Source organism: Microvirga sp. GCM10011540, assembly GCF_042650665.1.
Classification (GTDB): Bacteria; Pseudomonadota; Alphaproteobacteria; order Rhizobiales; family Beijerinckiaceae; genus Microvirga; species Microvirga lenta.
Map to the genome: position 1 here is coordinate 114,587 of NZ_JBHSBQ010000145.1, position 25,721 is coordinate 140,307.

Annotated in this window: 21 protein-coding genes and 1 tRNA gene; 12 read left to right on the forward strand and 10 right to left on the reverse strand. The window is 65.6% G+C overall.

What is annotated here, in order from left to right; all coding sequences use genetic code 11:
• Positions 1-28: 28 nt before the first annotated feature.
• Entirely contained in the window at positions 29-673 is a 645-nt protein-coding gene (locus ACFOYU_RS26480; protein WP_377035842.1) for a DsbA family protein, read from the forward strand.
• Between the two features lie 34 nt (positions 674-707).
• Here ACFOYU_RS26480 and ACFOYU_RS26485 read toward each other — a convergent pair whose 3' ends face one another.
• Positions 708-1,943, reverse strand: coding sequence for a YeeE/YedE family protein (locus tag ACFOYU_RS26485; RefSeq protein WP_377035843.1), 1,236 nt, complete (start codon positions 1,941-1,943; stop codon positions 708-710).
• 226 nt (positions 1,944-2,169) lie between these two features.
• Here ACFOYU_RS26485 and ACFOYU_RS26490 point away from each other — a divergent pair, with 226 nt between their 5' ends.
• Positions 2,170-3,201 (forward strand): cysteine synthase A, encoded by a 1,032-nt coding sequence (locus ACFOYU_RS26490; RefSeq protein ID WP_377035844.1) that lies wholly within the window; start codon positions 2,170-2,172, stop codon positions 3,199-3,201.
• A 60-nt stretch (positions 3,202-3,261) separates the two neighbouring features.
• Here ACFOYU_RS26490 and ACFOYU_RS26495 read toward each other — a convergent pair whose 3' ends face one another.
• Together ACFOYU_RS26495 and ACFOYU_RS26500 are read right to left on the reverse strand one after the other, a co-directional pair.
• Positions 3,262-3,693, reverse strand: coding sequence for a hypothetical protein (locus ACFOYU_RS26495; RefSeq protein WP_226738868.1), 432 nt, complete (start codon positions 3,691-3,693; stop codon positions 3,262-3,264).
• A gap of 112 nt (positions 3,694-3,805) precedes the next feature.
• A complete protein-coding gene (locus tag ACFOYU_RS26500; protein WP_377035845.1) occupies positions 3,806-4,573 on the reverse strand; it encodes a sulfite exporter TauE/SafE family protein in 768 nt (255 codons plus the stop codon).
• 171 nt (positions 4,574-4,744) lie between these two features.
• Between ACFOYU_RS26500 and ACFOYU_RS26505 the strand changes: the two genes are divergently transcribed.
• Both ACFOYU_RS26505 and ACFOYU_RS26510 read left to right on the forward strand, forming a co-directional pair.
• Entirely contained in the window at positions 4,745-5,767 is a 1,023-nt protein-coding gene (locus ACFOYU_RS26505; RefSeq protein ID WP_226738873.1) for an NADP-dependent oxidoreductase, read from the forward strand.
• Between the two features lie 62 nt (positions 5,768-5,829).
• Positions 5,830-6,090 carry a hypothetical protein gene (locus ACFOYU_RS26510; RefSeq protein WP_226738875.1) on the forward strand — a complete coding sequence of 87 codons (261 nt, stop codon included), beginning with the start codon at positions 5,830-5,832 and terminating at the stop codon, positions 6,088-6,090.
• A 46-nt stretch (positions 6,091-6,136) separates the two neighbouring features.
• Here the strand turns inward: ACFOYU_RS26510 and ACFOYU_RS26515 are convergent, their stop codons facing one another.
• On the reverse strand, positions 6,137-7,834 hold the full coding sequence (locus tag ACFOYU_RS26515) for a hypothetical protein (RefSeq protein ID WP_377035846.1): 1,698 nt from the start codon (positions 7,832-7,834) through the stop codon (positions 6,137-6,139).
• A gap of 68 nt (positions 7,835-7,902) precedes the next feature.
• Complete coding sequence (locus tag ACFOYU_RS26520; protein WP_226738878.1) at positions 7,903-9,087, reverse strand: TAXI family TRAP transporter solute-binding subunit; 1,185 nt, start codon at positions 9,085-9,087, stop codon at positions 7,903-7,905.
• 456 nt (positions 9,088-9,543) lie between these two features.
• Here ACFOYU_RS26520 and minC point away from each other — a divergent pair, with 456 nt between their 5' ends.
• Genes minC through minE form a run of 3 tightly spaced genes read left to right on the forward strand, consistent with a single transcriptional unit; the run spans position 9,544 to position 11,353 of the window.
• Positions 9,544-10,257, forward strand: coding sequence for a septum site-determining protein MinC (gene minC / locus ACFOYU_RS26525; protein ID WP_226738880.1), 714 nt, complete (start codon positions 9,544-9,546; stop codon positions 10,255-10,257).
• A gap of 20 nt (positions 10,258-10,277) precedes the next feature.
• Positions 10,278-11,093, forward strand: a complete 816-nt coding sequence (gene minD / locus ACFOYU_RS26530) for a septum site-determining protein MinD (protein WP_377035847.1) — start codon at positions 10,278-10,280, stop codon at positions 11,091-11,093.
• Complete coding sequence (gene minE, locus ACFOYU_RS26535) at positions 11,090-11,353, forward strand: cell division topological specificity factor MinE (RefSeq protein ID WP_226738884.1); 264 nt, start codon at positions 11,090-11,092, stop codon at positions 11,351-11,353. The genes minD and minE overlap by 4 nt, the downstream gene beginning before the upstream one ends.
• 71 nt (positions 11,354-11,424) lie before the next feature.
• Here minE and ACFOYU_RS26540 read toward each other — a convergent pair whose 3' ends face one another.
• The 4 genes from ACFOYU_RS26540 to ACFOYU_RS26555 form a co-directional block, all read right to left on the reverse strand.
• Positions 11,425-12,651, reverse strand: coding sequence for a thermonuclease family protein (locus ACFOYU_RS26540; protein ID WP_377035848.1), 1,227 nt, complete (start codon positions 12,649-12,651; stop codon positions 11,425-11,427).
• The gene (locus ACFOYU_RS26545; protein ID WP_377035849.1) at positions 12,644-13,456 is read right to left on the reverse strand and encodes a hypothetical protein; all 813 of its coding nucleotides are present in this window, start codon (positions 13,454-13,456) and stop codon (positions 12,644-12,646) included. Before ACFOYU_RS26545 ends, ACFOYU_RS26540 begins: the two co-directional genes overlap by 8 nt.
• Positions 13,457-13,540: 84 nt before the next feature.
• Positions 13,541-13,930 carry a septal ring lytic transglycosylase RlpA family protein gene (locus tag ACFOYU_RS26550; protein ID WP_377035850.1) on the reverse strand — a complete coding sequence of 130 codons (390 nt, stop codon included), beginning with the start codon at positions 13,928-13,930 and terminating at the stop codon, positions 13,541-13,543.
• 241 nt (positions 13,931-14,171) lie between these two features.
• On the reverse strand, positions 14,172-15,392 hold the full coding sequence (locus ACFOYU_RS26555) for an MFS transporter (RefSeq protein ID WP_377035851.1): 1,221 nt from the start codon (positions 15,390-15,392) through the stop codon (positions 14,172-14,174).
• A 236-nt stretch (positions 15,393-15,628) separates the two neighbouring features.
• Between ACFOYU_RS26555 and ACFOYU_RS26560 the strand changes: the two genes are divergently transcribed.
• The 3 genes from ACFOYU_RS26560 to ACFOYU_RS26570 all read left to right on the forward strand — a co-directional run bounded on the left by ACFOYU_RS26560 (position 15,629) and on the right by ACFOYU_RS26570 (position 18,809).
• Positions 15,629-16,597 (forward strand): DMT family transporter, encoded by a 969-nt coding sequence (locus ACFOYU_RS26560; RefSeq protein WP_377035852.1) that lies wholly within the window; start codon positions 15,629-15,631, stop codon positions 16,595-16,597.
• A gap of 121 nt (positions 16,598-16,718) precedes the next feature.
• Complete coding sequence (locus tag ACFOYU_RS26565) at positions 16,719-18,323, forward strand: SUMF1/EgtB/PvdO family nonheme iron enzyme (RefSeq protein WP_377035853.1); 1,605 nt, start codon at positions 16,719-16,721, stop codon at positions 18,321-18,323.
• A gap of 12 nt (positions 18,324-18,335) precedes the next feature.
• On the forward strand, positions 18,336-18,809 hold the full coding sequence (locus ACFOYU_RS26570; RefSeq protein WP_377035854.1) for a DUF4399 domain-containing protein: 474 nt from the start codon (positions 18,336-18,338) through the stop codon (positions 18,807-18,809).
• Positions 18,810-18,905: 96 nt separating this feature from the next.
• Here ACFOYU_RS26570 and ACFOYU_RS26575 read toward each other — a convergent pair whose 3' ends face one another.
• A complete protein-coding gene (locus ACFOYU_RS26575; RefSeq protein WP_377035855.1) occupies positions 18,906-19,115 on the reverse strand; it encodes a cold-shock protein in 210 nt (69 codons plus the stop codon).
• A 398-nt stretch (positions 19,116-19,513) separates the two neighbouring features.
• Between ACFOYU_RS26575 and ACFOYU_RS26580 the strand changes: the two genes are divergently transcribed.
• Together ACFOYU_RS26580 and ACFOYU_RS26585 are read left to right on the forward strand one after the other, a co-directional pair.
• Positions 19,514-19,590: transfer RNA gene (locus ACFOYU_RS26580), tRNA-Arg, on the forward strand.
• 322 nt (positions 19,591-19,912) lie between these two features.
• Positions 19,913-25,708 (forward strand): HAMP domain-containing protein, encoded by a 5,796-nt coding sequence (locus ACFOYU_RS26585; protein WP_377035856.1) that lies wholly within the window; start codon positions 19,913-19,915, stop codon positions 25,706-25,708.
• Positions 25,709-25,721: the final 13 nt, after the last annotated feature.

Below are 25,721 nucleotides of genomic sequence, written 5' to 3' on the forward strand. Positions count from 1 at the left end.
ATCGGCCGGCCGACGACGGAGAACACGAATGCCGGCGGACGCCACCCTCCGAATCCTGGTCTGGAGCGACTATGTCTGCCCGTTCTGCTATCTCGAGCGGCCGGTTCTCGATCAGGTCAGAAGCGAGCTGGGTGAGAAGGTGGAGATCGATTGGCGCGCCTTCGAGCTGCGGCCGGAGCCGACGCCCACGCTCGATCCCGATGGCGAGTATCTTCACCGGGTCTGGAACCAGTCGGTCTATCCCATGGCGCAGGCGCGCGGGATGAGCCTGCGTCTGCCGCCCGTGCAGCCCTACAGCCGCAAGGCTCACGAGGCCGCGGAGTTCGCCCGCGAGGCCGGCAGGCTCGATGCGATGAACGCGGCCCTGTTCAAGGCCTTCTTCGAGGAGGGACGCGACCTTGCCGATCCCGATGTCCTGCTCGACATCGCCCGATCGGTCGGTCTCGATGCGGATGCCCTGCGCGAAGCGCTCGACGATGGCCGCTACGCCCGGGGCGTCCTGGAGGATCAGCGTCTCGCCCAGGAGATCGGCATCTCCGGCGTCCCGGCGCTCGTCGTCAGCGCGGGGGAGCAGGCTTACCTCCTCAGCGGCGCGCAGCCGTACGAGACGGTCAGGGAGGTGATCGAGCGGGCGCTCGGCAGTGCCGGCGGAGCCGTGGCTCCGCCGACCTGATCGTGACGGAGGCTCGAGGAGAGCCCCTTTCCGCTCAGCAGCTCGTCAGCTTGACGCGCTCGACTTCGAGCCCGAAGAGGGGGCGCACCTTGGTGCCGAGCACGTTTCCGAGGAAGGCGGCCACCAGCCAGACCCAGCCGTGCAGGCTGCCCGAGGCGATGCCCGAGAAATACGCGCCGATGTTGCAGCCATAGGCCAGGCGGGCGCCGTAGCCGAGCAGCAGGCCGCCGACGACGGCCGCTGCGGCCGAGCGCAGCGGAATCCGCCAGACCGGCGAGAAGCGTCCGGCGAGCGCGGCGGCCAGCAGGGCGCCGAGCACGAGGCCGATATCCATCACGGACGTGATGTCGTTGAAGATGCTTCCGGTCAGCTCGGCCTGCCGGGCGGGAGACGACCAGTAGGGCCAGCTCGCCGGTTCAAAGCCGATCACGGCAGCGATCTTGGAGCCCCAGAGCGCGAAGGCCGAGGTGATGCCCCAGGGGCGTCCGGCCAGATAGAGGGTCGCGAAGTTCAGGAATGCCAGCGCCACGGCACCGGCGACCAGCGGCCACGGACCGCGCAGGAAGCGGGCAAGGCCCTGACGGGGCGAGGGATTCGCTTCGATCAGGCGGCCGTGGCGGCGCTTTTCCAGCACCACGGTCACGGCGGCGATCGCGGCGAAGACTGCGAGCTGCGCCGCAAGGGCGGTCCACGGACCCCAGGCCTCGACCAGGGAGATCTTCGGCAGGCTCGGCAGCGCCGCCCACCAGTGCAGATGGGCTGCGCCGATGGCCGAACCGGCGATGAAGCCGGCAAGCGTGATCAGCATGCGGGTCGAGCCGCCGCCCGCGGTGTAGAGAACGCCCGAGGCGCAGCCGCCGCCCAGCTGCATGCCGATGCCGAAGATGAAGGCACCGACGACCACCGACAGACCGGCCGGAGAGACGAGGCCCGTCACCGGCTGGCCGAACAGGGAGCCGGAGGCCAGGACCGGGAAGAACAGGGCGGATGCGACGGCCAGCATCACCATCTGAGCCCGCAGACCTTCGCCGCGGCGATCCGCGATGAAGACCCTCCAGGCGGAGGTGAAGCCGAAAGCCGCGTGATAGAGCACGAGACCGAGCACGGCGCCCAGCACGTAGAGGGCGGCCTGCCGGGGATTGACGATCGAGCCGATGAAGGCCGCACCGCCCAGGATGCCGGCCGCGGCGACAAAGGACGTCGAGACATTGATGCCGAGACCGGTCCGGCTCCCGACGGAGACGGGCGAGGCCAATGCAGAGCTAGACATGGGGGTTTTCCTTACCTGCGGGCCGGGACCTCTGCCGCAGAGCTGAGCGCATCCCGGATCCGTCTTTAGGATGTGCTTTCATATAATATACGTCAAGAATTGCAAATTAAAATAATTCACCTAATTTAATTTGTGAATTATCCTGCTATTGATTGCGCGGGCAGGGCCCTTCATCTCCTGCTCTGCGGCGCCAGCCGCCGCGCCACCCACCCCATACGAGACCCCCATGACGATAAAGCCTGACGTCCTCGCCGCGATCGGCGGCACGCCGCTGATCAAGCTCCGCCGCGCCTCGGAGCTGACCGGCTGCACCATTCTCGGCAAGGCCGAGTTCATGAACCCCGGTCAGTCGGTGAAGGACAGGGCAGCCCTCTTCATCGTCCAGGATGCTATCCGGCGCGGAGCCTTGCGTCCCGGCGGCGTCATCGTCGAAGGAACGGCGGGCAATACGGGCATCGGCCTCGCGCTCGTCGGCAATGCGCTCGGGTTCCGCACGATCATCGTCATCCCGGAAACGCAGAGCCAGGAGAAGAAGGACATGCTCCGGCTCGCGGGGGCGGAGCTGATCGAGGTGCCGGCGGTGCCCTATGCCAACCCGAACAATTACGTGAAGGTCTCAGGGCGCCTTGCCGAGCGGCTCGCCGCTACGGAGCCCAACGGAGCGATCTGGGCCAACCAATTCGACAACGTGGCGAACCGGCAGGCCCATATCGAGACGACCGGGCCCGAGATCTGGGAGCAGACGGACGGCAGGGCCGACGGCTTCGTCTGCGCCGTCGGTACGGGCGGCACGCTGGCCGGCGTCGGCATGGCGCTGAAGGAGCGAAATCCGAAGATCGTCATCGGACTGGCCGATCCCATGGGAGCGGCGCTTCACAGCTACTACACGACCGGTGAACTCAAGGCGACCGGCTCGTCCATCACCGAGGGCATCGGGCAGGGACGGATCACCGCCAATCTCAACGACGCGCCCGTCGACGTGGCGTTCCAGATCCCCGACGAGGAGGCGCTGCCGGTGATCTTCGAGCTGCTGGAGCACGAAGGGCTCTGCCTCGGCGGCTCCTCGGGCATCAACGTGGCCGGGGCGATCCGTCTGGCCCGGCACCTCGGGCCGGGCCATACCGTCGTGACGGTGCTGTGCGACTACGGCACGCGCTATCAGTCGAAGCTCTTCAACCCGGAATTCCTGCGCTCGAAGAACCTGCCGGTGCCCGCATGGCTGGAGCGCAGGAGCGCCATCGATCCGGGGCTGGTCTGAAGCCGAGGGGCGCATCGCGCGCCGCGTTTCGTTCCGACGCGGCGCGCGATGCGAACAGGATTACGCTGCCGGCGATTGCTCGGCTTCGGGAGTGGGCGCGGGCCCGCCGTCGGGACGCTGCTGCTGGGCGCGCACGAGGTTCGTCGTGGGGCGTGCCGGTGCAGCCGGCTTCGCGTTCGTCAGGTGAAGGTCCGTCTGGATGCTGTCCAGAAGATCGACGAGCCAGTTGTGCCCGGCCTGCAATCCGTCGCGAAGGGCGGATTTCGCGATGTCGATCTTGGCGGAAATCTCCATGGTGTTACGGGATTGCAGGGACACGAATTCCTGCTCGATCGTTCCCAGCTCCCGCAGGAGTTCTTCGCGCAGGCCACGCTGCTCCTCGACCATGATGAGCGGTGAGGTCAGCATGCCGCGCAGGGCGGCCCAGCGCAGGCCGAGGGCGCTTACCGATTGGGATCCTTCGAGTCCTGCCATATTCTTGGGTTCGGCCACGGCGTTGTCCTTTTCATGAGAGATGAGAATCACACCGTCACAGCTAGAGTCACGGGTGTGGCGTGAATCAGGCAAGCTCCGGAAAAAGCGCCAGCAAAATCGATGGCCAGAGTTAACGAATGAAGAAGTAGAGCGTCAGCACCGCGCCCACCGCGATCACCAGCCAGCGGATCGCGGCCGGAGGCAGGCGACGCCCGAAGACGACGCCGAGATAGCCGCCGATCACCGACGCGCCGCCCACGATGGCGGTCTCGCGCCAGCTCACGAGCCCGGCGACGATGAAGAGCACGACGGCGACCAGCTGAATCACGGTCGAGCACAGATGCTTGGCGGAATTGATCAGGTGAAAGTCGTCGCCTTCGGTGATGGCGAGAGCCGCGAGCATGACGATTCCCATCCCGGCACCGAAAAAGCCGCCATAGATGGCCACGAGGAACTGGAAGGCCAGTCCCGCCGCCCAGGCCTTTGTCGAGGGATGGTGGCCTTCGTGGCGGCCGATGGTGCGCGCGAGCGCCACGATGCGCGGACTTGCCGCGAACAGAAGGGTCGCGAACAGGAGAAGCCACGGCACCAGCTGCCGGAATGCAGCATTGTTCGTCACCGTCAGGATGTAGGCGCCCAGAAGTCCGCCGAACAGGCTGACGATGCCGAGCGCGGCGAATCGCCGGAGATTGGCGACGAGTTCCTTCCGGTAGGCCCAGGCGCTCGCGAAGTTGGCCGGCGTGACCGCCACCGCACTGGTGGCGTTGGCGACGATGGGCGGGAGACCTGCGGCGAGGAGCGCGGAAAAGGTGAAGAACGTGCCTCCTCCCGCAATGGCATTCACGAGCCCTGCCGCAAGGCCGGACGCGGCAAGAAGAAGCACGGTGGGAAAATCCATGATGGTCGGTCTGTTCTTGTGGTTGGGACCAGAGGCGAGGCCCCTGCGGGATAGCATGGGGCGGTTCTCGAAGCCCATTAGGCGAATGTCTAGAGATTTCCGTGCCGGGGCGGCACCCTTGCCCGCCGGGCGGGATGCTCAATCTAACAGGCCCTCATTCAGGAGAACCCCATGCGAGAGGCAACCAACCGTCGGATCGTCCTGGCGTCGCGTCCGACAGGCGAGCCGACACCCGCCGATTTCAGGCTGGAGAATGCCGCCGTTCCGGAGCCGGGCGACGGCCAGATCCTCCTTCGGACTCTCTGGCTGTCGCTCGATCCGTATATGCGCGGACGCATGAGCGCCGCCAGATCCTACGCCAAACCGGTGGAGGTGGGCGAGGTGATGGTCGGCGGCACGGTGAACGAGGTCGTCGCCTCCCGGCATCCGGGGTTCGCGGAGGGCGACATCGTCCAGTCCTATGCGGGGTGGCAGGATTATGCCCTCTCGGACGGCGCCGGCCTGCGCAAGCTCGATCCGTCGCTGGCGCCGGTCTCGACGGCCCTCGGCGTACTCGGGATGCCGGGACTGACCGCCTATACGGGCCTGATGAATATCGGCCAGCCCAAGCCTGGAGAAACGGTCGCGGTGGCGGCCGCGACCGGACCCGTCGGATCCATGGTCGGACAGATCGCCAAGCTGAAAGGCTGCCGGGCCATCGGCATCGCAGGCGGGCCGGAGAAGTGCCGCTACCTCGTCGAGGAGCTCGGCTTCGACGCGGCCATCGACCACCGCTCTTCCGACATGGCCGCCAGGCTCAAGGAGGCCTGCCCTAACGGAATCGATGTCTATTTCGAGAATGTGGGCGGCGCCGTCTGGGACGCCGTTTTCCCGCTCTTGAACGATTTCGCGCGAATTCCCGTCTGCGGCCTGGTGGCCCACTACAACGATACGGGCCTCCCGCAGGGTCCCGACCGCCTGCCCCAGCTCATGAGCGCCGTTCTGGCGCGCCGCCTGACCCTGCGGGGCTTCATCGTGGGCGACTTCGCGTCCCAGGCAGAGGAGTTCTATCGCGAGGTTTCCCCCTGGCTGCGGGAGGGGCGGATCAAGTATCGCGAAGATGTGGTCGAGGGGCTGGAGAATGCGCCCGAAGCTCTGATCGGGTTGCTCAAGGGCAACAACTTCGGAAAACTGCTCGTACGCGTGAAACGCTGATTGCTGTGGATCGCGTGACTCTATTATTGCCTTGGTCCGGCCAAAGGCGGACCTTTAGAGCAATGTCGAACGTGATCCCATTCTCCTCGCGCTCCAGGCAGCAGACGCCGGCGGCGACGCCTGCCGAAGAGGAGAGGGCTGCGCTGGCCGCCGATCTGATCGAGATGATCGACCGGGTCAGGGAGCTGACGGAGCGCGTCGTGGCCCTTCCGGGGCCTGGGCTTCAGGTCGAACAGACCGCTCAGCATCTCCTGGATGCCGCAACGGCGCTGGAATGCGCGACCGAGGCCCTGACCGAAGGCGGGGAATGGGTTCCGTTCTGAACCCCTGCCGCCCCGCCCAGCCTTCACCCGGCGCCCGGCCCGGACCTCACTTCAAGGCCCTCATGCGCGCTTCCGCCTGCCGGATGCCCAGCGCCAGCGCGCGGGCATAGAGTTCCTGCGCCTTGGCGGCATCGCTGCGGATTCCCAGCGCCCCGATGACCGCGAGGACGTGGGGATCGAACGTTTCCGCGAGAAGGTAGACCGCCTGGGCGTTTCCCTCCTCCGCGGACCGTTCGAGCAGGAGCCGGGCGGCGCTGACGTCGCCGCTGCGAAGAAGGGAGTTGGCTCGCTTCAGGAGACGGTCGTCCGCGACAGCCGGCGGCGGAGCCGCTTCGGTCCTGGGCGGCTGGACGGCCGGAGGCGGCGTGAGCATCGCCTGGGTCGTGCCGGTGGCGTCAGAGGCGGCATTCGGTGCCGGTGCGGGAGGAGGCGCTGCAATGGCCGCAGCAACGAAGACCGGCTTGTCGGGAGGCGGAAGAGCCTCCTCGGGCGGCGCTGCCTGAGGGCTCGGAACTCCCGTCGAGGCCAAACGGACCAGCAGCGGAGCCGGCCCGCTGCCATGGGCCTCCTGGAAGGTGCGCAGCTCGTCGATGGCGCTGGCCAGCTCCTGGGTCACGGCATCGCGGCGCTGCCTCTCCCGCGCCAGCGCTTCCGTCAGCTCGGTCAGCCTTGCCGCTTCCGCCGCCGCCTCCTGCTCCCGGAGCGCCCGAAGGTCGTCCGCCGCCTTTCTGGCCGCAGCGAGCTCATGCGCTGCCGTGTCGCTCCGCTCGCCTTCTCGCTTCAGGGCCTCCCGCAGCTCGGCCACCTGGGCGTTCATCGAGGTCGCTTCGGCCTCGCGGTCGTTCTTCAGGCGGCTCAGCTCCTCCTGCATCGCCGCCAGCTCGCGTGCCGTGCTCTCGCTCCGTTCCCGCTCCTGCGCCAGCGCCTCCTTGATCTGCGCGGAAGCGCCGGCCTGGGAAGTCGCGTCCCGTTCGTGGAGAGCCTGAAGGGCGCCATACTCCTCTCGCGCGCTTGCAAGCTCGCGCTCGGCCCTGTCTCCCCGCTCGCGCTCACGCTGCAGGGCCTGCTGCAGCTCGCCCATCTGGGCGTCGCTCGAGGCGGAACCTGTTTCCCCGAGCTTCTGGAGATTGCGGAACTCCTCGGTGAGGGTGGCAAGCTCCCAGGCCATCGCGTCGCCACGGGCCTGCTCACGTTCCAGGGCCTCCTGCAGATCGGCTGCGTTGGGCGCCGACGCCGCGGCCATGGTGCAGACCGCCGGGTTGCCGGCGGCGTCCGTATCGGGCGCCGCGGGCGGGTCGTCCGCTCCCTTGATGCCCAGAGCCTGGAGGGCCGTGAGCAGCCCGGGATCGCGCAGCTTGTCCGCGAGCACGATGGCCAGGGTGCCCGTCTCGATGGCCGCCTTGAGCCGATGTTCGGCGGCCTCCAGATTTCCCAGGCGGATGGACGACTCGAGGTCGGACGCGAAGCGCTTGCGCTCGGGAGAGGTCATGAGCAGCGGCAGGAGAGCCGCCACGTCGTCGGGATTGGCGTCGGCCGCACCGGCAGGAGCCACGGCTTGGCTCGGGGCCGGATCGGGAGCCGTGACGGCCGCGTCCTGGGCTCTCGGCGGAGAACCCGCCGGCAGTCCCATCAGGACGATCAAGGCCGCTGCGGATACGCCGTGAACGAGGCCTGTTCTGCGCCTGCCCGGCGGCTGCATGCGGGATCGTGCGGCGGACGAAAGGGGATGGTCACGTCCAGTCATGTCGGACCTCCTTGTGGTTCTCTCACGGGCTGGCGGCGCCGACCGGGAGCTGCGGTCCTGCCGTGGCTTCAGTTCTGCCGGGCCGCTCCCCGGTTCGTTTTCTGCCGTTCGTTCTGCCAGGTGAGGAACTCGCGGAAGAGAAGCTCCCGCTGTGCAGCCGAGATCGTGTTGCCGGTGCTCTGGATGAAGGCTTCGAAGCTCTTCGACTGTTCCGGGGTGGCCTTGGCGGCGGCTGCGCGGTCGAGCCATTCCTGCGCGGGCTTCATGCGCTCCCATCCGGGAACCTCCGCGGCCAGATTGACCTCCTTCCACTTCGGATGGCGGCCCGGCTGCAGGAACTCGTCGAAGCGGGAGAAGAAGGAATCCACGAACCGTTTCACCCGGTTGTAGCGGTCGGAGTTCTCGGGCCAGTTGAAGACGGCGAGAAGGCTCCCCACCGCCAGGGTGTCGACGGGCGCGTCGGCCACCAGGCGCGGATAGTCGGAGTTCGAGAAGCGCGCCGGGAAATAGGTTTCGGCGATCTCGCCCTCGAACGGGATGGGCAGAAGGTGGAAGCGCCCTTCGCTCTGGAACTCCGCGATGGCGCGCACCGGCCGCCCGGCCACGTAGACGGCCGCCTGGATCTCGCCCGAGCGCAGGCGCTCATAGGATGAGCTCTGGTCGAAGGTCGTCATGTCGGGCTTGATTCCGAGCTTCTCGAAGATGAGGCGGGAGGTCAGGTTGGTGCCGCTGCCCGCCTTGTCGATGTTGACCTTCTTGCCTTCGAGCTGCCGGATGTCGGTGATGTCGCGGCTTGCGATGATATGGACCTCTTCATTGTAGAGGCGCGAGATGTAGCGCAGCCGGCGCACGGCGTCGTTGCGCAGGTTCTCGGCCTTGAGCTCCTCTCGGGCGTCCATCTGCACGATGCCGATATCGACGCCGCGCAGGAACATGACGTCGCGCAGGTTCTGGAGGGATCCGCGCCCGATGATGGGCAGGATCCGCAGGTTCTCGCCGTCGAGGACGTTCGCGAGATCGGCGGCGATGCGGATGTAGGTTCCGTCCGCACCGCCCGAAATGATGCCGACCGTTCCCGCATTGACGCGCGCGAAGTTGGATGCCGACCCATTCTGGGCGGAGGCCGGGGCCGCTCCGGAGAGCATGACGGCAGCGGCGGCAAGGGCGCCGAGAAGGCCTCGTCGCAGCGTGCCCGCTCGGGTGCCGTCGCCACGGAAAGCAGTTGCGCAGAAATCGCCGAACCGTCCGGACATCCTGTCCTCCCTGGGCTGTCTTGAGCCTCATGATTACTTTCGTATCTAAACGATCTGCCATGATGTCGTTGTGTAAACATCGCGGAAGTTGGAGATACGGGGAGGGTCATCGTAGGCCGATCATTTTATCGGTCAATAATCGGCAGAATGCAGTGCAGTAATTGAAAAGGGGTAGGCAGTAATCAAGAAGAGCTAGTTTTTAGATTTATATTCCTCCTATAAGGCAAATCACCCACTGAAGCCGGCATGCCTTGGTGGTGCCTCGATTATTACATTTGGTCGCACCTGCTGCCTGGAGGGAGGAAGGAGGGGACGCGAAGCGGCGGGCAGCCGGATGCCGGACCCGGAAGGACCACCCGGAGAGAAGAGTTAAAAATCTCGCGCTTCGGCGGCAAAATTAACCGTCCATTAACCATAAAACGACGAAATCACAGAGCAGCAGGAAATTGATCGCCCGTGACTATTGCAGTTCGCACCCGCCCCTCTCTCCGCTTTCGCGGCAAGTCGTTTCTGGCGCTCGTTCTCGCGCCGACGGTGCCGCTCCGCGACTGGCTCGAGGACCTCGACGCCGTTTCCAAGGGCTCGCCGGGATTTTTTACCGACCGCCCCATCATTGCCGATGTCTCCGCCCTCAAGCCCTCGAAGTCGGAGCTGAAATTCTTCCTGGCCGCGCTCAAGATGCGGGACATCCACATCATCGGGCTCGAAGGAGCCGCGGCGGCCGTTCTCGACGTCGACATGCCGCCGCAGATCAACGGCGGACGCCCCGCGGGCGACATCGAGACGCCCGATCTCGACGCCGTGCCGCTGCCTGCGGCCGCTCCGGCGCAATCCGCGCCGACGACGGCCCTCCTCATCGAGGGATCCGTCCGTTCCGGCCAATCCATCATCCATACGGAAGGCGACGTGACCGTTCTCGGCCACGTGGCATCGGGCGCCGAGATCGTGGCAGGCGGCTCGATCCACATCTACGGCGCCCTGCGCGGCCGCGCGATCGCCGGATGCACGGGCCACGCCAATGCCCGCATCTTCTGCAGAAAATTCGAAGCCGAGCTCATCGCCGTCGATGGGCTGTACAAAACGGCCGACGACCTCGGTTCCAAATACCGCGGTCAACCGATCCAGGTGAGCCTGGACGGCGACTCCATCATCCTGAAAACCCTGGATTGAGATAAGAAAGAGAGACGACAATGGCCAAAGTCTTGGTCGTAACATCTGGCAAGGGCGGCGTCGGAAAAACGACATCGACGGCAGCCTTGGGCGGCGCGCTCGCTCAGGGCGGTGAGAAAGTGGTCGTCATCGATTTCGATGTCGGCCTGCGTAACCTGGACCTCGTGATGGGAGCCGAGCGCCGGGTCGTCTTCGATCTCATCAACGTGGTGCAAGGGGATGCCAAGCTCAGCCAGGCCCTGATCCGCGACAAGCGCCTCGAGAACCTCTCGCTGCTTCCCGCCTCCCAGACCCGGGACAAGGATGCGCTGACGGAGGAGGGCGTGGCCCGCGTGCTCGCGGAGCTTCGCGAGAAGTTCGACTGGATCGTCTGCGACAGCCCGGCCGGCATCGAGCGCGGCGCGACCCTGGCCATGCGCCACGCGGATGTCGCGGTCGTCGTCACCAACCCCGAGGTCTCCTCGGTGCGTGACTCGGACCGCATCATCGGCCTGCTCGACTCCAAGACCGAGAAGGCCGAGAAGGGCGAGCGGGTGGAAAAGCACCTGCTGCTCACCCGCTACGACCAGGGTCGGGCCGAGCGCGGCGAGATGCTGAAGAAGGAGGACGTGCTGGAGATCCTTTCGATCCCGCTCCTCGGCATCATTCCCGAGAGCGAGGAGGTGTTGCGCGCCTCCAACGTCGGCACGCCGGTCACTCTCAACAATCCGAGCAGCGCACCGGGACGCGCATACTTCGACGCGGCGCGCCGACTCAAGGGCGAGACGGTCGAGATGATGATCCCCTCCGACAGGAAGGGCTTGCTCGGAAAGCTGTTCGGCCGGAGGGCAGCATGAGCTTGATGAGCTTCTTCAACCGGCGCACCTCTGCGCCGGTGGCACGCGAGCGGCTCCAGATCCTCCTGGCCCACGAGCGCGGCATCGTCGGCGGCAAGACCGACCTCGTCGCGCTCCTGCGGGAAGAGATCCTCGCCGTCGTCGGCCGGCACGTGACGATCGAGCGCGACAGGGTTCAGGTGAAGATGAATCGCGGTGCCGATCTCTCGACGCTTGAGATCGAGGTCGAGCTTCCGGGCCCCGACCTCGCCCGAGCCTGAGATGGACGACAAGGTCCGAGTCGGCGCCCCGCTTCCGGTACGCCGACTCGGACGCAACCCCTAGCCGGCCGTCAGTTGCGCCAGACGCCGATCTGGGACGTGCGCGCCTTCTCCTCGGCCGCCTTCAGCTCGGGCGTCGCATCGGCCGTCGCCTTCCCGCCGCCATTGAACAGCACCACCTTCGACAGATCCTGATTGCCGACCTGGCAGCGGTAGGTGTCGTTCGCGCCCGCGGGCTCACAGACGATTTCCCGCCCCCGCAGATAGCGGGTGAGATCTTCCGGCTTTCCGGCGCCGGGCGCCCATTCCACCCCGAACAGACGCACGACCTCGCCCTGTAGCGAGAGCGTCGCCGTGTCGAGCACATCCGGCACCCCGCGCAGGGAGCGCCCGCTCGTCCTGGGCGCGGAGGCCGTATCCGTGCCTTCGTTCGACACCGAGCCGGTGGTGTCCGGTTCTTCGAAGGCACCCTGGGTGCCGGCGGTCTCGGTGGCAGGGTCGGCCTCGTCCGCAACAGGAACCACCGCCTTTGGGGCTTCCGCAACCGGTCGGACACTCTCGGCGGCAGGCCGGTTCCAGTCGGAGAGGAGATAGCTCCCTGCGCCCAGAAGAGCCAGGAGCGCGACCGCTCCGGCCGCAAGGCCGCGACCGCCTGCGGGCGTGCGGATCCCGTCCCATGCGCTCCGGGCCCGGTCCAGGGTCTGGGGCATGTCGCTGCGGGCGGCATGGAGGCGCGATGCGCCTGCCGCCAGCATCGGCGCGACCCACCTCCTATGTGCCGTCCGCGTCCACAGGTGAAGGCGAGCCCCGCCGCCCTTGAGGTGAACGAGCCCGCTCTCGCGGGCGGGTTCCGCCGGATCGCTCTCGGAGGCGCCTTCCCCGGCACCGAGATCGAGCCAGTCGCGCTCGCGGATCGGGGCAGGCTGCGGCTGCTCGTCCGCCGGGGCGGCGGTGGATTGCGCCGGCTTGAAAAGCATCGGGCGCGTGGCACGCAGTTCTTCGAGAAGATCGCGGATCGTGAAGGCGGCGGTCTGTCCGTCGCGGGTGACGGTCCGCGGCTGTCCGGCATCGTCCACGACCGTGATGGCGGGTTCGCCATCGGCATCGCCGTAGCGGATGGAGGATTCGACGATCAGTTCCAGCGGACGGCGGGCATCCTCCGTCGGGTTGAACCGGTCGACCTCGGTGCGAATGGCCTCGCGAACCCGCTCCCGCGTGCTCCGCCACCGCGATTCGGGCGCCGCATCGTGAACCTGGACGGTTTTTCCTGACCGCGCGGAGCGTTCGACATCAATCATCGGACCGTTTCTCCAGAGCAAGATTTCGGCGAGCGGCGTTTCGGCCCATGACCAGGCTGTTCTCGGCGGTGATCACGGGCCGCTCGCCCACGAAGCTGACGACGAGCTGAAGCGCGCCGACGCCCTCGGCCTTTCTGCCGCGCCTCGGATTGGCCGCCTTGAAATCGAACATCGCATGAACCGTGCAGAGCATGCCCGCCGGTTCGCAGGAGACCTTTACCGTATCGGGTTGGGGACGATAGTCGCGTTCCGGCCAGCGTCGAACGAAGCGACGCTTCTCCCGGACGAGGTTCTTCACGCTCATCGCACGTCCATGGAACACGACGCGATCCCCGTAGAAATCGCCCGTCATCTCCAGTGTTTCATCATTCGGCGCGGACCAGGATCTCAGGTACTCGACCGCAAGGTCCCGTGCGGCTTCGCTGCGAATCGCGATCCGGTCCTGGGGCTCGTCCCGGCGTGGGCTCTCGGCCACGGCCGGTGCAGGAGGCGCTGCGGCGGGAGGTGCGGGGGGCGTTTCTGCGGATTGGCTCGGAGGCGTGACCGGAGCCGGGCTGGGCCTCTCCGGCTGGGCCGACTGCACGGGCGGCGCGGGTTCAGGGGAGGGCGCGGCCTGCGGCGGATTCGGCTGGACCGGAAGTGGAGGCGGCGCAGCCGGGGCCTGGGGCTCGACCGGCTGGGGAACGTTGAGATCGGCCGGAGGATCGGTCCAGGGCCTGTTCGTCTGGGCGAGGGCTCCTCCCCCGCCGAACAACAGCGTCACAAGCAGAATGCTGCTTCGTCCCAAGGCTTCGTCGAACCGCATCTCACCCTCCCGAACTCCTCCCCTGATGGAGGGGAGGAGACGAGAGAAACGCGGCTGGGCGCGCTCCGGGTTCCAAGCTGAGGCTTAAAGCTGCACCACCTCGACCGAACCGACGCCGGAGATTCCGATGGCTTGTGCAGAGGCGCGAGACAGATCGATCACGCGGCCATGGGCATAAGGACCGCGATCGTTGATGCGGACCACGACCGACTTGCCGGTCTTCTTGTTTACGACGCGGACCTTGGTGCCGAAGGGCAGGGTGCGGTGCGCCGCCGTCATGGCGTGCGTGTTGAAGGTTTCGCCGCTCGCCGTACGCTTTCCGTGGAAGCCCGGGCCATACCAGGAGGCCTTGCCGCTCTGGACGTGCCGCGTGGAAGCCTTCTTCGGCTCTGCGCTGACAGTGGCCGGAGACAGAACTGCGGCGGCCGATACGATGAGGCTCGCAAGCGCAAGCGTTGCCTTACGTTGAATCACGTTGCATTCCCTTGTTCTTGTGCGGAGGCAGCTTAATCGTAGGCTAATGGGGCGAGAATAAGTCCTTCGAGAAAGTTCCATATATTCGCAAAAATTATGGAAGGACCGATGCAGCTCGAAAAATAGATTATGGAACCATCTTGGACGGCTTCATTTTAGCCTCGGCTCCAAGACTTTACTATGCTTCAGCTTATCGAGGGTATCGTCTTCTGGTGGAAGGTCCGGCTCCCGTATGCGGGGATCAGGTTCCAGCGCCGTCCTCCGCCTCGACGGGCGGAAGTCTCATGAGCCGGAAGGCCAGGGCCAAGCCCAGCGACAGCAGCACGGCCACCAGTCCGACCACGCCCCACCAGCCGGTCCGCGCCCAGAAGACGCCGCCCAGGGTGCCGACGGCGCTCGAGCCGAAGTAATAGCAGAAGAGATAAAGTGCCGAGGCCTGAGCCCTGGAGTGGGCGGCGCGGCGCCCGACCCAGCTGCTGGCAATGGAATGGGCGCCGAAGAAGCCGAAGGTCACCGTCACCATCCCGGCGAGGATCATGAGGAGCGGGTCGAAGAGAGTGAGCAGCGCCCCGCCGAGGGTGACGGCAATCATCACCCAGAAGACCCGTTCCCGCCCGAGGCGGCCTGCGAGGTCTCCGACCCAGGTCGAGCTCGCCGTTCCGATGAGATAGATGACGAAGATGGCGCCGATGGCGGTCTGGCTCAGGCCGTAGGGCGCGGCCATCAGCCGGTAGCCGAGATAGTTGTAGAGCGTCACGAAGGCGCCCATGAGAAGGAATGCCTCGGCATAGAGATAGCGCAGGCCCGAATCCCGAAGATGATCCGCGAACGAGCGCAGCAGCTCCACGGGCCGCGCCCGGCGCGGGAGGAAATGGACGGAGTTCGGCAGGCTGCGCCACGCCAGAATGGCGGCGATCAGCCCGAGCCCGCCGATGGTGCCGATGGCGAGGCGCCAGGATCCCAGATCGGTCAGGGCGCCGCTGACCAGCCGGCCGGCCATGCCGCCGATCGCGTTTCCGCCGATGAACAGGCCCATGGCGAGGCCGATGGATTTCGGGTGCACCTCCTCGCTGACATACGCCATGGCGACGGCAGGAAGCCCGCTGAGCGTGATGCCCATGAGCACCCGTGCGAGGAGCAGGATCTGCCAGTTGGGCGCCGCCGCCGAAAGGATCGTCAGCGCCGCCGAGGAAAGAAGCGAGGCGACCATGACCGGCTTGCGCCCCCACACCTCCGACAGGGTGCCCGTGACAAGCATGGCGACCGCGAGCAGGCCCGTCGTGAGCGACAGGGACAGGCTGCTGACCGCCGGACTGACGTGGAACTCCTCCGAAAAGACCGGGAGAAGCGGCTGCACGCAGTAGAGAATGGCGAAGGTCGCGAAGCCGGCGGCGAACAGGGCGAGATTCAGGCGGCGAAAGGCAGGGGTTCCGCTCTCAAGGCGCTTGGGGGCTTCCTGCATGGAATCGGATCGTCCTCTGATGACCTTCGCCGCAACCGTGCCGTTAGGGCAGGTTCTCCCGCCTGCAACGCAGATCTAGCACAGGCGGCCAACTGATCCATTCGCTGAGAACATGGAGCAGGTGTCGCCTTTGCGCTTCTCCTCAGGGGCGAAGATCTGCTTACTGCAAGTTGAGAATTGCGTGCCGTCGCGCTGTCGGGCTCCGAGGGCCCCTTCCTTTTTCGAAACATCCCTCAATGACCAGCTCCATTGCATCGAAGCTTGCCGCGCCTGCCCCGTCAGCAGGGGCGCAGCCTCACCACAGGCCCGTGGAGTCGCAGCTTCGCGGAACGCTGCTGATGGTGGGCTCCACCGTGTTCTTTTCGGTGTCCGACGTGATCACCAAGGAGCTGGCATCCGCGCTTCCGCCCGTCGAGATCGCATGGCTGCGCTATGCCACCTTTGCGCTCCTGGTCATCCCGGCTCTTCTGATGAACGGCGGCGGTACGATTCTGCGCTCGCAGCGTCCTGGCCTCCAGGTGCTTCGCGGCCTCGGCATGGTGGGGTCCTCCCTCCTGTTCACCGCGGGGCTGCCGTTCCTGCCGGTTGCCGATGCAACGGCGATCTATTTCATCTCGCCGATCCTGATCATGGCCCTCTCCGTCCTGTTCCTCGGGGAGGACGTCGGATGGCGGCGGTGGAGTGCGGCCGCGGTCGGCCTCCTGGGCGTGGTCATCGTCATCCGCCCCGGAACGAGCGCCTTCGAGGCGGCCGCGTTCCTGCCGCTCCTCGGCGCCACGAGCTGGGCCGCGTCCGCGGTCGTGACGCGCAAGATGAGCGGCCGCGACCATCCGCTGACGACGCTGGCCTATTCCGCCTTCGTCGGCCTCGTCGTGCTGAGCATCGCCCTGCCGTTCACCTGGGTTGCTCCGAGCTGGGAGCAGGTCGCCTTCGGTCTGTGCATCGGCATCCTGTCCACCGCCGGGCACTGGCTGGTCATCCTTGCCTACCGGCACGCCAACGCGTCCGTCATCGCGCCGTTCTCCTATGTCCAGCTCCTTTGGGCCAGCGCCCTCGGCTACCTCGTCTTCAGCACCCTGCCGGACATGTGGACCGCGCTCGGCGCCAGCATCATCGCGGCGAGCGGTCTCTACACCGCCTACCGCGAGCGCGTCAGGGCCCTCGAGCGCAAGCGCGCGGAGCAGGGCCATGGCGCAGCCTCGTAGGAATATGATGCCGGGCCTCGGCCGAGTGTCGTCCGGATAAGCGGGACTGCGATCGCAGATTGCGCCGGAGGGGCGAACGGGTGTACCTTATCAAGCCTTCACTGTGCCGTCGGGAGCTGTCATGCCCGGAGAGAGCACATCGCATGTGGTCGGCAGCCCACGTCGATTGGCGGCGATCCTCGCCGCCGACATCGCAGGCTACAGCCGGCTCATGGGCTTCGACGAGGAGGGTACCCTCGCCCGCCTCAAGCGGCATCGCCGCGAGCTGATCGAGCCCACGATCCACGAGCATTTCGGCCGCGTGATCAAGACCACCGGAGATGGCTTTCTGGCCATGTTCGACAGTCCGCTCGAGGCGGTCCGCTGCGCCATCGTGATCCAGCAATCCATGGCGGCGCGCAACATGTCGCTTCCGCCGGAGCAGTGGATCCGCTACCGCATCGGGGTGAATCTCGGCGACGTCATCGTCGATCCGGACGATATCTACGGCGACGGCGTCAACATCGCAGCCCGCCTGGAGAACCTGGCGGATCCCGGCGGTGTCTACATCTCGGGCGGCGTCTACGAGCAGATCAAGAACAAGCTCGTCTGCGGCTACCAGTCCCTCGGCGACGAGAAGCTCAAGAACATCACCGACCCGGTGCGGATCTATCGGGTGCTGCCGGATCCGGCAGCCGTGTCCCGCGCCACCCGAAGCCGGTGGAAATGGACTGCCGCGGGCGCCATGGCTCTGCTGGGAGCCGTCGGCGCGGGTTGGTCCGTGCTGGTCCTGCGGGAAGCCGAGGGTGCGAGGCCCGCTCCGGTGGGGCCCCCCGTGGCCGCCGCGGCGCAGACGGATCTCGCCGCCGCTTCGTCCAGTCCGCCGCAGGCCGCAGGATCGCTGCCGGGCCTGCCGGCTCCGCCTGCCGCCTTGAGCGGAACGCTTCCGATCCCCATTCCTCCGACGCCCCCCGAGGCGGCTCCGGCCGAGGGCACGCAGACCGCCGCCATCGTCCCGCCGCAGCCTCTGAACCCGCCTGCTGACAGCGGGCCGGTCTTCCGGGACTGTCAGGGCTGTCCCGAAATGGTCCGCCTGCCCGGCGGAAGCTTCCGTATGGGGAGTGACGAGGATCCGTCGGAGAAGCCGGTTCACCCGGTTCGGATCGAGCCTTTCGCCCTGGGCCGCTATCCGGTCACGGTAGGCGAGTGGAATCATTGCGCAGCCGCGAAGGCCTGCTCGCGCAGCCTGGACGGCGAGAGCAGGGCTCCCGCCCGCAATCTGAGCTGGAACGATGCGCAGCAATACGTGGCATGGCTCTCCAAGAGCACGGGCCAGGACTATCGGTTGCCGAGCGAGGCGGAATGGGAATATGCGGCCCGCGCGGGAACGACCAGCCGCTACTGGTGGGGTGAGAAGCTCGCGCCGAAAATGGCGAACTGCAAGGGCTGCGGCGAGCCCCACGACACCCGGCAGCCGGTCAACGTGGGCAGTTTCCCGGCAAACGAATTCGGACTTCACGACCTGGTCGGGAGCGTGGCCCAGTGGGTCGCCGATTGCTGGCACCCGAACTATCAGGGCGCTCCCACGGACGGTTCGGCGTGGAGCGAGCCTCACTGCCGTGAGCATGTCCTGCGCGGCGGCTCGTGGCGCAACGATGCCAGCTATGTCCGGTCGGCGAGCCGGGCCTATTACGACAGCGGCGTGCGATATCCCACCCACGGCTTCCGGGTCGCGCGCTCCCTATGAGAGGAGAGGACCATGGGCATCACCCTCCGGCTTTGCACAGCCGTCGCCGTCCTGACGGGGGCCTGCTGGATTCCGCAGCCCGCGCCGGCACAGACGCCGGCTCCGCCCGATGCCCACCTCTACATCATCTATCCCGCCGACGGGCAGCGCATCCGGGGCGCCTTTCCGGTCAGGTTCGGGCTGCGCAACATGGGGGTGACCCGCGCCGGTGACACGACACCCAACATGGGACACCACCATCTCCTCGTGGACGTGACCGACGAGATCGATCCGACGGAGCCGCTTCCGACCGACAAGCAGCATCTCCATTTCGGCTCCGGGCAGACGGAGACCCGTCTCGAGCTTCCTCCGGGCAAGCACACGCTGCAACTCGTCCTGGGCGATGCGGAGCACAGGCCCTTCAAGCCGCTGCTGCGCTCCAAGAAGATCACGGTCACGGTCCTTCCGCCGCGGACGCGGAAGCCCTCGCGCACGAGCCGCCGCTGACCCGGCCGAGGGTGCGCGGCCCAGCAAAAAGCCGCCCGGCGGGGCGGCTCTCACGATCGGCGCAAGGCATGCCTTGCGCCGGTTCCGTTCTCGGGATCAGTCGGTCTTCAGGTTGACGGCGGATTCCCTGCCGGTGCGCTGGTCTGCCTGAAGCTCGTAGGAGAGCTTCTGACCCTCGCGCAGGCCACGCATGCCAGCCCGCTCGAGAGCGGTCGCATGGACGAACACGTCCTTGCCGCCGTTGTCCGGCTGGATGAAGCCGTAGCCCTTGGTTTCATTGTACCACTTCACGGTTCCGGTAGCCATGGGCGTCCCTTTCACTGTCGTTTGCACGTGGGCGGCGTCCGCCCGTTAGTCGATATTGGTAGAGAGAAGCAACGTGCGCCCGGCAGTGCCAAAGCGAGTAGCCCAGTCGTCCCGCCAAATGTCGATGGGGAAATCCTATATTCACCCCAAAAGCTTTACAAGATACGGATATTTACGAACGTATAAGTCAGTATTCCTATTCATGAGCGGCTGGAATACGTAAATTTCTTTCATGAGACACGTGCATATGCACGGCGATTGACGAAGGTCGGCGCGCTGCCTGCGAACGGACAGGCTCCGGCACGGCTGCCGTTCCGCCATTCCTCATTTCATGCCGCGGTCAGAGGTTGCTCTTGGGGCGCTAATCGGGTAGTGGAGTCGTCAGGTTATTGCCTCAAGCACCCGTAGCTCAGCTGGATAGAGCGTTGCCCTCCGAAGGCAAAGGTCACACGTTCGAATCGTGTCGGGTGCGCCATCCCTCCATGAAAATCGTCGATCTCGTTTGCCGCTCGCGCTGACGGCCCTTCGGCTTCTATGGCGGGGGTCAGGCTGCGTTCAGGTCCGCTAGGTCATGCTTGGGCGATTTCAAGTCATCGAATTGTATAAAATAACGTATCGTGCGGTATTTCGGTGCCTCTCCTAGACTCCGAAAACGGCACTATTATTTACCAAGCCAAATGAGTGCTGGAGGCGGCATTTCTGTTATCGCTTGCCATGACAGGTCTTTTCCATGACCAGTGGGAAGAAGAAATCCTGCCTCTTTATTGTTCAGATACGAGTGCTCGTACGGGGGGACCATGCCACAGACCGAGACCACCGCTTCCCAGCTTGACCGTAAGGTGCTTCTCAAGGCTCTGAGATCCTTCCGAAAAGGAGATTTCTCCGTCCGGCTTCCGCTCGACCTCACCGGGGTCGACGGCGAAATCGCCGAGGCCTTCAACGACGTCGTGGAGCTGAACCAGGGGCTGACCCAGGAACTGGACCGGATGTCCAAGGTCGTGGGTAAGGAGGGGCAGATCGGCGAGCGCGGCAAGCTTCCGGCGGCCCGGGGCTGCTGGAGCGACTGCATCGAATCCGTCAACTCGATGATCGGCGATCTGGTCCAGCCGACGACGGAGGTGGCTCGCGTCATCGGAGCCGTGGCCAAGGGCGACCTCACCCAGGCCATGCAGCTCGAAATCCAAGGGCGGCCCCTGCGCGGCGAGTTCCTGCGCATCGGCAAGGTGGTCAACACCATGGTCGGCCAGCTCAACTCGTTCGCCTCCGAGGTGACCCGCGTGGCCCGCGAGGTCGGTACCGAGGGCAAGCTCGGGGGGCAGGCGCAGGTGAAGGGCGTCGCCGGCACCTGGAAGGACCTGACCGACAACGTGAACATGATGGCCGCGAACCTCACCGGCCAGGTCCGCAACATCGCGGACGTGACCACGGCAGTGGCGAACGGCGACCTGTCCAAGAAGATCACCGTCGACGTGAAGGGCGAGATGCTGGAGCTGAAAAACACCATCAACACCATGGTGGACCAGCTCAACTCCTTCTCCTCCGAGGTGACCCGTGTGGCGCGCGAGGTGGGCTCGGAGGGCAAGCTCGGCGGGCAGGCCCAGGTGAAGGGCGTCGCCGGTGTCTGGAAGGATCTCACCGACAACGTGAACATGATGGCCGCGAACCTCACCGGTCAGGTGCGCGGCATCGCCGAGGTCGTGACAGGGGTCGCCGAGGGCAACCTGACCCGCAAGCTGACCGTGGAAGCGAAGGGCGAAATCGCCGCTCTGGCCGATACGATCAACAGCATGATCGAGACGCTCGCGACCTTCGCCGATCAGGTGACGAACGTCGCCCGCGAGGTGGGAATCGAGGGCAAGCTCGGCGGTCAGGCCCGCGTGCCGGGAGCCGCCGGTCTTTGGCGCGACCTCACCGACAACGTGAACATGATGGCGGCCAACCTCACCGGCCAGGTCCGCAACATCGCCGAGGTGACCACGGCCGTCGCCACGGGCGACCTGTCGAAGAAGATCACCGTGGACGTGAAAGGTGAGATGCTGGAGCTGAAGAACACCATCAACACCATGGTGGACCAGCTCAACTCCTTCGCCTCGGAAGTGACCCGCGTCGCGAAGGAGGTGGGCTCGGAGGGCAAACTCGGCGGTCAGGCACGCGTGGAAGGCGTCGGCGGCACCTGGAAGGACCTGACCGACAACGTGAACATGATGGCCGCCAACCTGACCGGCCAGGTCCGTAACATCGCGGATGTCACCACGGCCGTCGCGAACGGCGATCTGTCGAAAAAGATCACGGTGGATGTGAAGGGCGAGCTGCTGGAGCTGAAATCGACCATCAACACCATGGTGGACCAGCTCAACTCCTTCGCGTCCGAGGTGACCCGCGTGGCGCGCGAAGTGGGCACGGAAGGAAAGCTCGGCGGGCAGGCCCAGGTGAAGGGCGTCGGCGGCGTCTGGAAGGGCTTGACCGACAACGTGAACCTCATGGCGGCCAACCTCACCGGCCAGGTCCGTAACATCGCGGACGTGACCACCGCGGTCGCGAACGGCGACCTGTCCAAGAAGATCACGGTGGACGTGAAGGGCGAGCTTCTCGAGCTGAAGAACACCATCAACACCATGGTGGACCAGCTCAACTCCTTCGCCTCGGAGGTGACCCGCGTCGCGAAGGAGGTGGGCTCCGAAGGAAAGCTCGGCGGTCAGGCGCAGGTGAAGGGCGTCGGCGGTACCTGGAAGGACCTCACCGACAACGTGAACCTCATGGCCGCGAACCTGACCGGCCAAGTGCGCGGCATCGCCGAGGTCGTGACGGCCGTCGCCACGGGCGACCTGTCGAAGAAGATCACCGTCGTGGTCGAAGGCGAGATGCTGGAGCTGAAATCGACCATCAACACCATGGTGGACCAGCTCAACTCCTTCGCGTCCGAGGTGACCCGCGTGGCCCGCGAAGTGGGCTCCGAAGGAAAGCTCGGCGGTCAGGCTCAGGTGAAGGGCGTCGGCGGCACCTGGAAGGACCTGACCGACAACGTGAACATGATGGCCGCGAACCTCACCGGCCAGGTCCGCAACATCGCGGACGTGACCACGGCAGTGGCGAACGGCAATCTCTCCAAGAAGATCACGGTGGACGTGAAGGGCGAGATGCTGGAGCTGAAGAACACCATCAACACCATGGTGGATCAGCTCAACTCCTTCGCGTCCGAGGTGACCCGCGTGGCCCGCGAAGTGGGCACGGAAGGAAAGCTCGGCGGGCAGGCCCAGGTGCAAGGCGTCGCCGGCACCTGGAAGGATCTCACCGACAACGTGAACATGATGGCCGCGAACCTCACCGGCCAGGTCCGCAACATCGCGGATGTGACCACCGCGGTCGCGAACGGCAATCTCTCCAAGAAGATCACGGTGGACGTGAAGGGCGAGATGCTGGAGCTGAAGAACACCATCAACACCATGGTGGACCAGCTCAACTCCTTCGCCTCGGAGGTGACCCGCGTCGCGAAGGAGGTGGGCACGGAAGGAAAGCTCGGCGGTCAGGCGCGCGTGGAAGGCGTCTCGGGTCTCTGGCGGGATCTGACGGACAACGTGAACCAGCTCGCGGCCAACCTCACCAACCAGGTGCGCGCCATTGCGGAGGTCGCGACCGCGGTGACCCGCGGCGACCTGACCCGGTCGATTACCGCCGAAGCCCTGGGCGAGCTTGCCGCCCTAAAGGACAACATCAACGAGATGATCCGCAATCTGCGCGACACGACGCAGAAGAACGCGGAGCAGGATTGGCTCAAGACGAACCTGGCCAAATTCACCCGAATGCTGCAGGGCGAGCGCGACCTCGGCATGGTGTCGAACCTCATCCTGTCGGAGATCGCCCCTCTGGTGAATGCGCAGCGTGGCGTGTTCTACACCGTGAGCGCCGATGGCGGGGAGCCAGTGCTCGAACTCACCGCATCCTACGCTCACACCGAGCGCAAGAGCCTGGCCAACCGGTTCCGCCTCCGCGAAGGCATCGTGGGCCAGGTCGCCTACGAGAAGAAGCGCATTCTCCTCACGCAGGTTCCCGGCGACTACATCACGATCAGCTCGGCACTCGGCGAGGCGCCGCCGCTCAACATCATCGTGCTCCCCGTCCTGTTCGAGCAGGAGGTGAAGGCGGTGATCGAGCTGGCCTCCTTCAGCCGCTTCAGCGAAACGCACCAGTCCTTCCTCGATCAGCTCACCGAGTCCATCGGCATCGTGCTCAACACGATCGCGGCCAACATGCGCACGGAAGGCCTGCTCAAGCAGTCGCAGCTCCTCACCAGCGAGCTCCAGAGCCAGCAGGAAGAACTCAAGAAGACGAACGACCGACTGGAGCAGCAGGCTGCGACCCTGCGCCAGTCGGAAGAGCTTCTGCGCCAGCAGCAGGATGCCCTGCGCCAGACGAACGAGGAGCTGGAAGAAAAGGCGCGCCTGCTCGAAATCCAGAAGAAGGAGGTCGAGAACAAGAACCTCGAGGTCTCGCATGCGAAGTCGGCTCTGGAGGACAAGGCGGAGCAGCTCTCGCTGACCTCCCGCTACAAGTCCCAGTTCCTGGCCAACATGAGCCACGAGCTGCGCACGCCCCTGAACAGCCTTCTCATCCTGTCGAAGCTTCTCACCGAGAACCCGGACGGGAACCTCACCGAGAAGCAGCGCGAATTCGCCAAGACGATCCATGCGGCGGGTTCGGATCTGCTCGCGCTCATCAACGACATCCTCGACCTGTCGAAGATCGAGTCGGGCACGGTCAGCCTGGAACTCACCAACGTGAACTTCCAGGAACTTGCGGACAATATGGAGCGAACCTTCCGGCAGGTGGCCATCGAGAACGAGATCGATTTCAGCATCGTCCTCGATCCCGAGCTGCCTGCCACGATCCGCACGGATACGAAGCGGTTGCAGCAGGTCCTGCGGAATCTGCTCTCGAACGCATTCAAGTTCACGGAGCAGGGGGGCGTGACCCTCAAGATCGGCTCCGCCGAGGGCTCGCCGCTGCGGGCCGGCAGCGACTGGATTGCGCTTTCGGTCGTCGATACCGGCATCGGGATTCCCGAGGACAAACAGCGCATCATCTTCGAGGCCTTCCAGCAGGCGGACGGAACCACGAGCCGGCGCTATGGCGGAACGGGTCTCGGCCTCGCCATCAGCCGCGAAATCGCCAGGCTGCTGGGCGGCGAGATCGTGCTGTCGAGCGAGCCCGGAAGAGGCTCGACCTTCACCCTGTTCCTGCCGCTCCAGGCGCCCGTCGGCGCGGACGCCGATCCTCGGACGAGCAGCGCGGACGGCACCTTCAACCGGCCTGCGATGCCGAGTGCCCTGACCGCCTTCTCGGACGATCGCCATGCAATTTCGCAGGGTGACCACGTGGTGCTCATCATCGAGGACGATGCCATGTTCGCATCGGTCCTGCTGGAGCTCGCCCGCGAACAGGGCATCAAGGGTCTGATCGCCAACGACGGCGCCACGGCCCTGGCCTTGGCCCACCGCTACAAGCCGCACGCGATTACCCTCGACATCGGTCTTCCCGACATGGACGGATGGGCGCTGCTCGATCTGCTCAAGCACGATCCGCGCACCCGCCACGTGCCGATCCACGTCATTTCGGTGGACGATCAGAAGAAGCGGGGCCTGAGGGCCGGAGCCTTCGGCTTCCTCGAGAAGCCGGTCGACCGGGATGCCCTGATGAAGGCCCTAGCCCGGACCAGGGAGTTCATCGACCATCCCGTGAAGAGCCTTCTCCTGGTGGAGGACGACGCCAATCAGCGCAAGAGCATGGTCGCGCTCCTGCAGGACGGCGACGTCGAGGTCACGGATATGGGCACGGGCGAGGCAGCCCTGGAGGCCATCGAGGCGAAGCGGTTCGATTGCGCCATCATCGACCTCGGCCTTCCCGACATGCCGGGGGCGGAGCTCATCGAGCGCATCCGCAGCATCCGGGGTGGGGAAGAGCTGCCGGTCATCGTCTATACCGGCCTCGAACTGACCAAGGTGGAGGAAAGCCGCCTGGAGAGCATCGCCTCGACCATCATCCTCAAGGGCAGCGGCGCTCCCGAGAAACTTCTCAGCGAGACCACCTTGTTTCTTCACAAGGCGATCACAGATAGCGCTGAAAACGCCGAGCTTCAGCCGATCAGGCTGGAGCGGCCCAGCGAGGCGTCCCTGCAAGGACGAAAGGTGCTTATTGTCGATGACGACGTCCGCAATATCTTCTCGCTGACAAGCGCATTGGAGCAGCATGGAATGAACGTCGTGTTCGCCGAGAATGGGCGCGAAGGCATCGAAATGCTGAAGAATACTCCTGATGTGGATGTCATGCTGGTCGACATCATGATGCCGGAAATGGACGGCTTCGAAACCATGCAGGAGATCCGGAAGCTGCCCGAATACCAGAGCCTGCCTCTGATCGCGGTCACGGCCAAGGCCATGAAGGGAGACCGCGAGAAGTGCCTCGCCTCCGGCGCGACCGACTATGTCTCCAAGCCGGTGGACATGGACCAGCTCCTGGCGGTCCTCCGGATCCAGCTCACGAACAGCACCTACAGGCCGAGCAGGCCTGGGGCGGCGATGAATGGTCTGCACCTATGAGGAAGCCTAACGG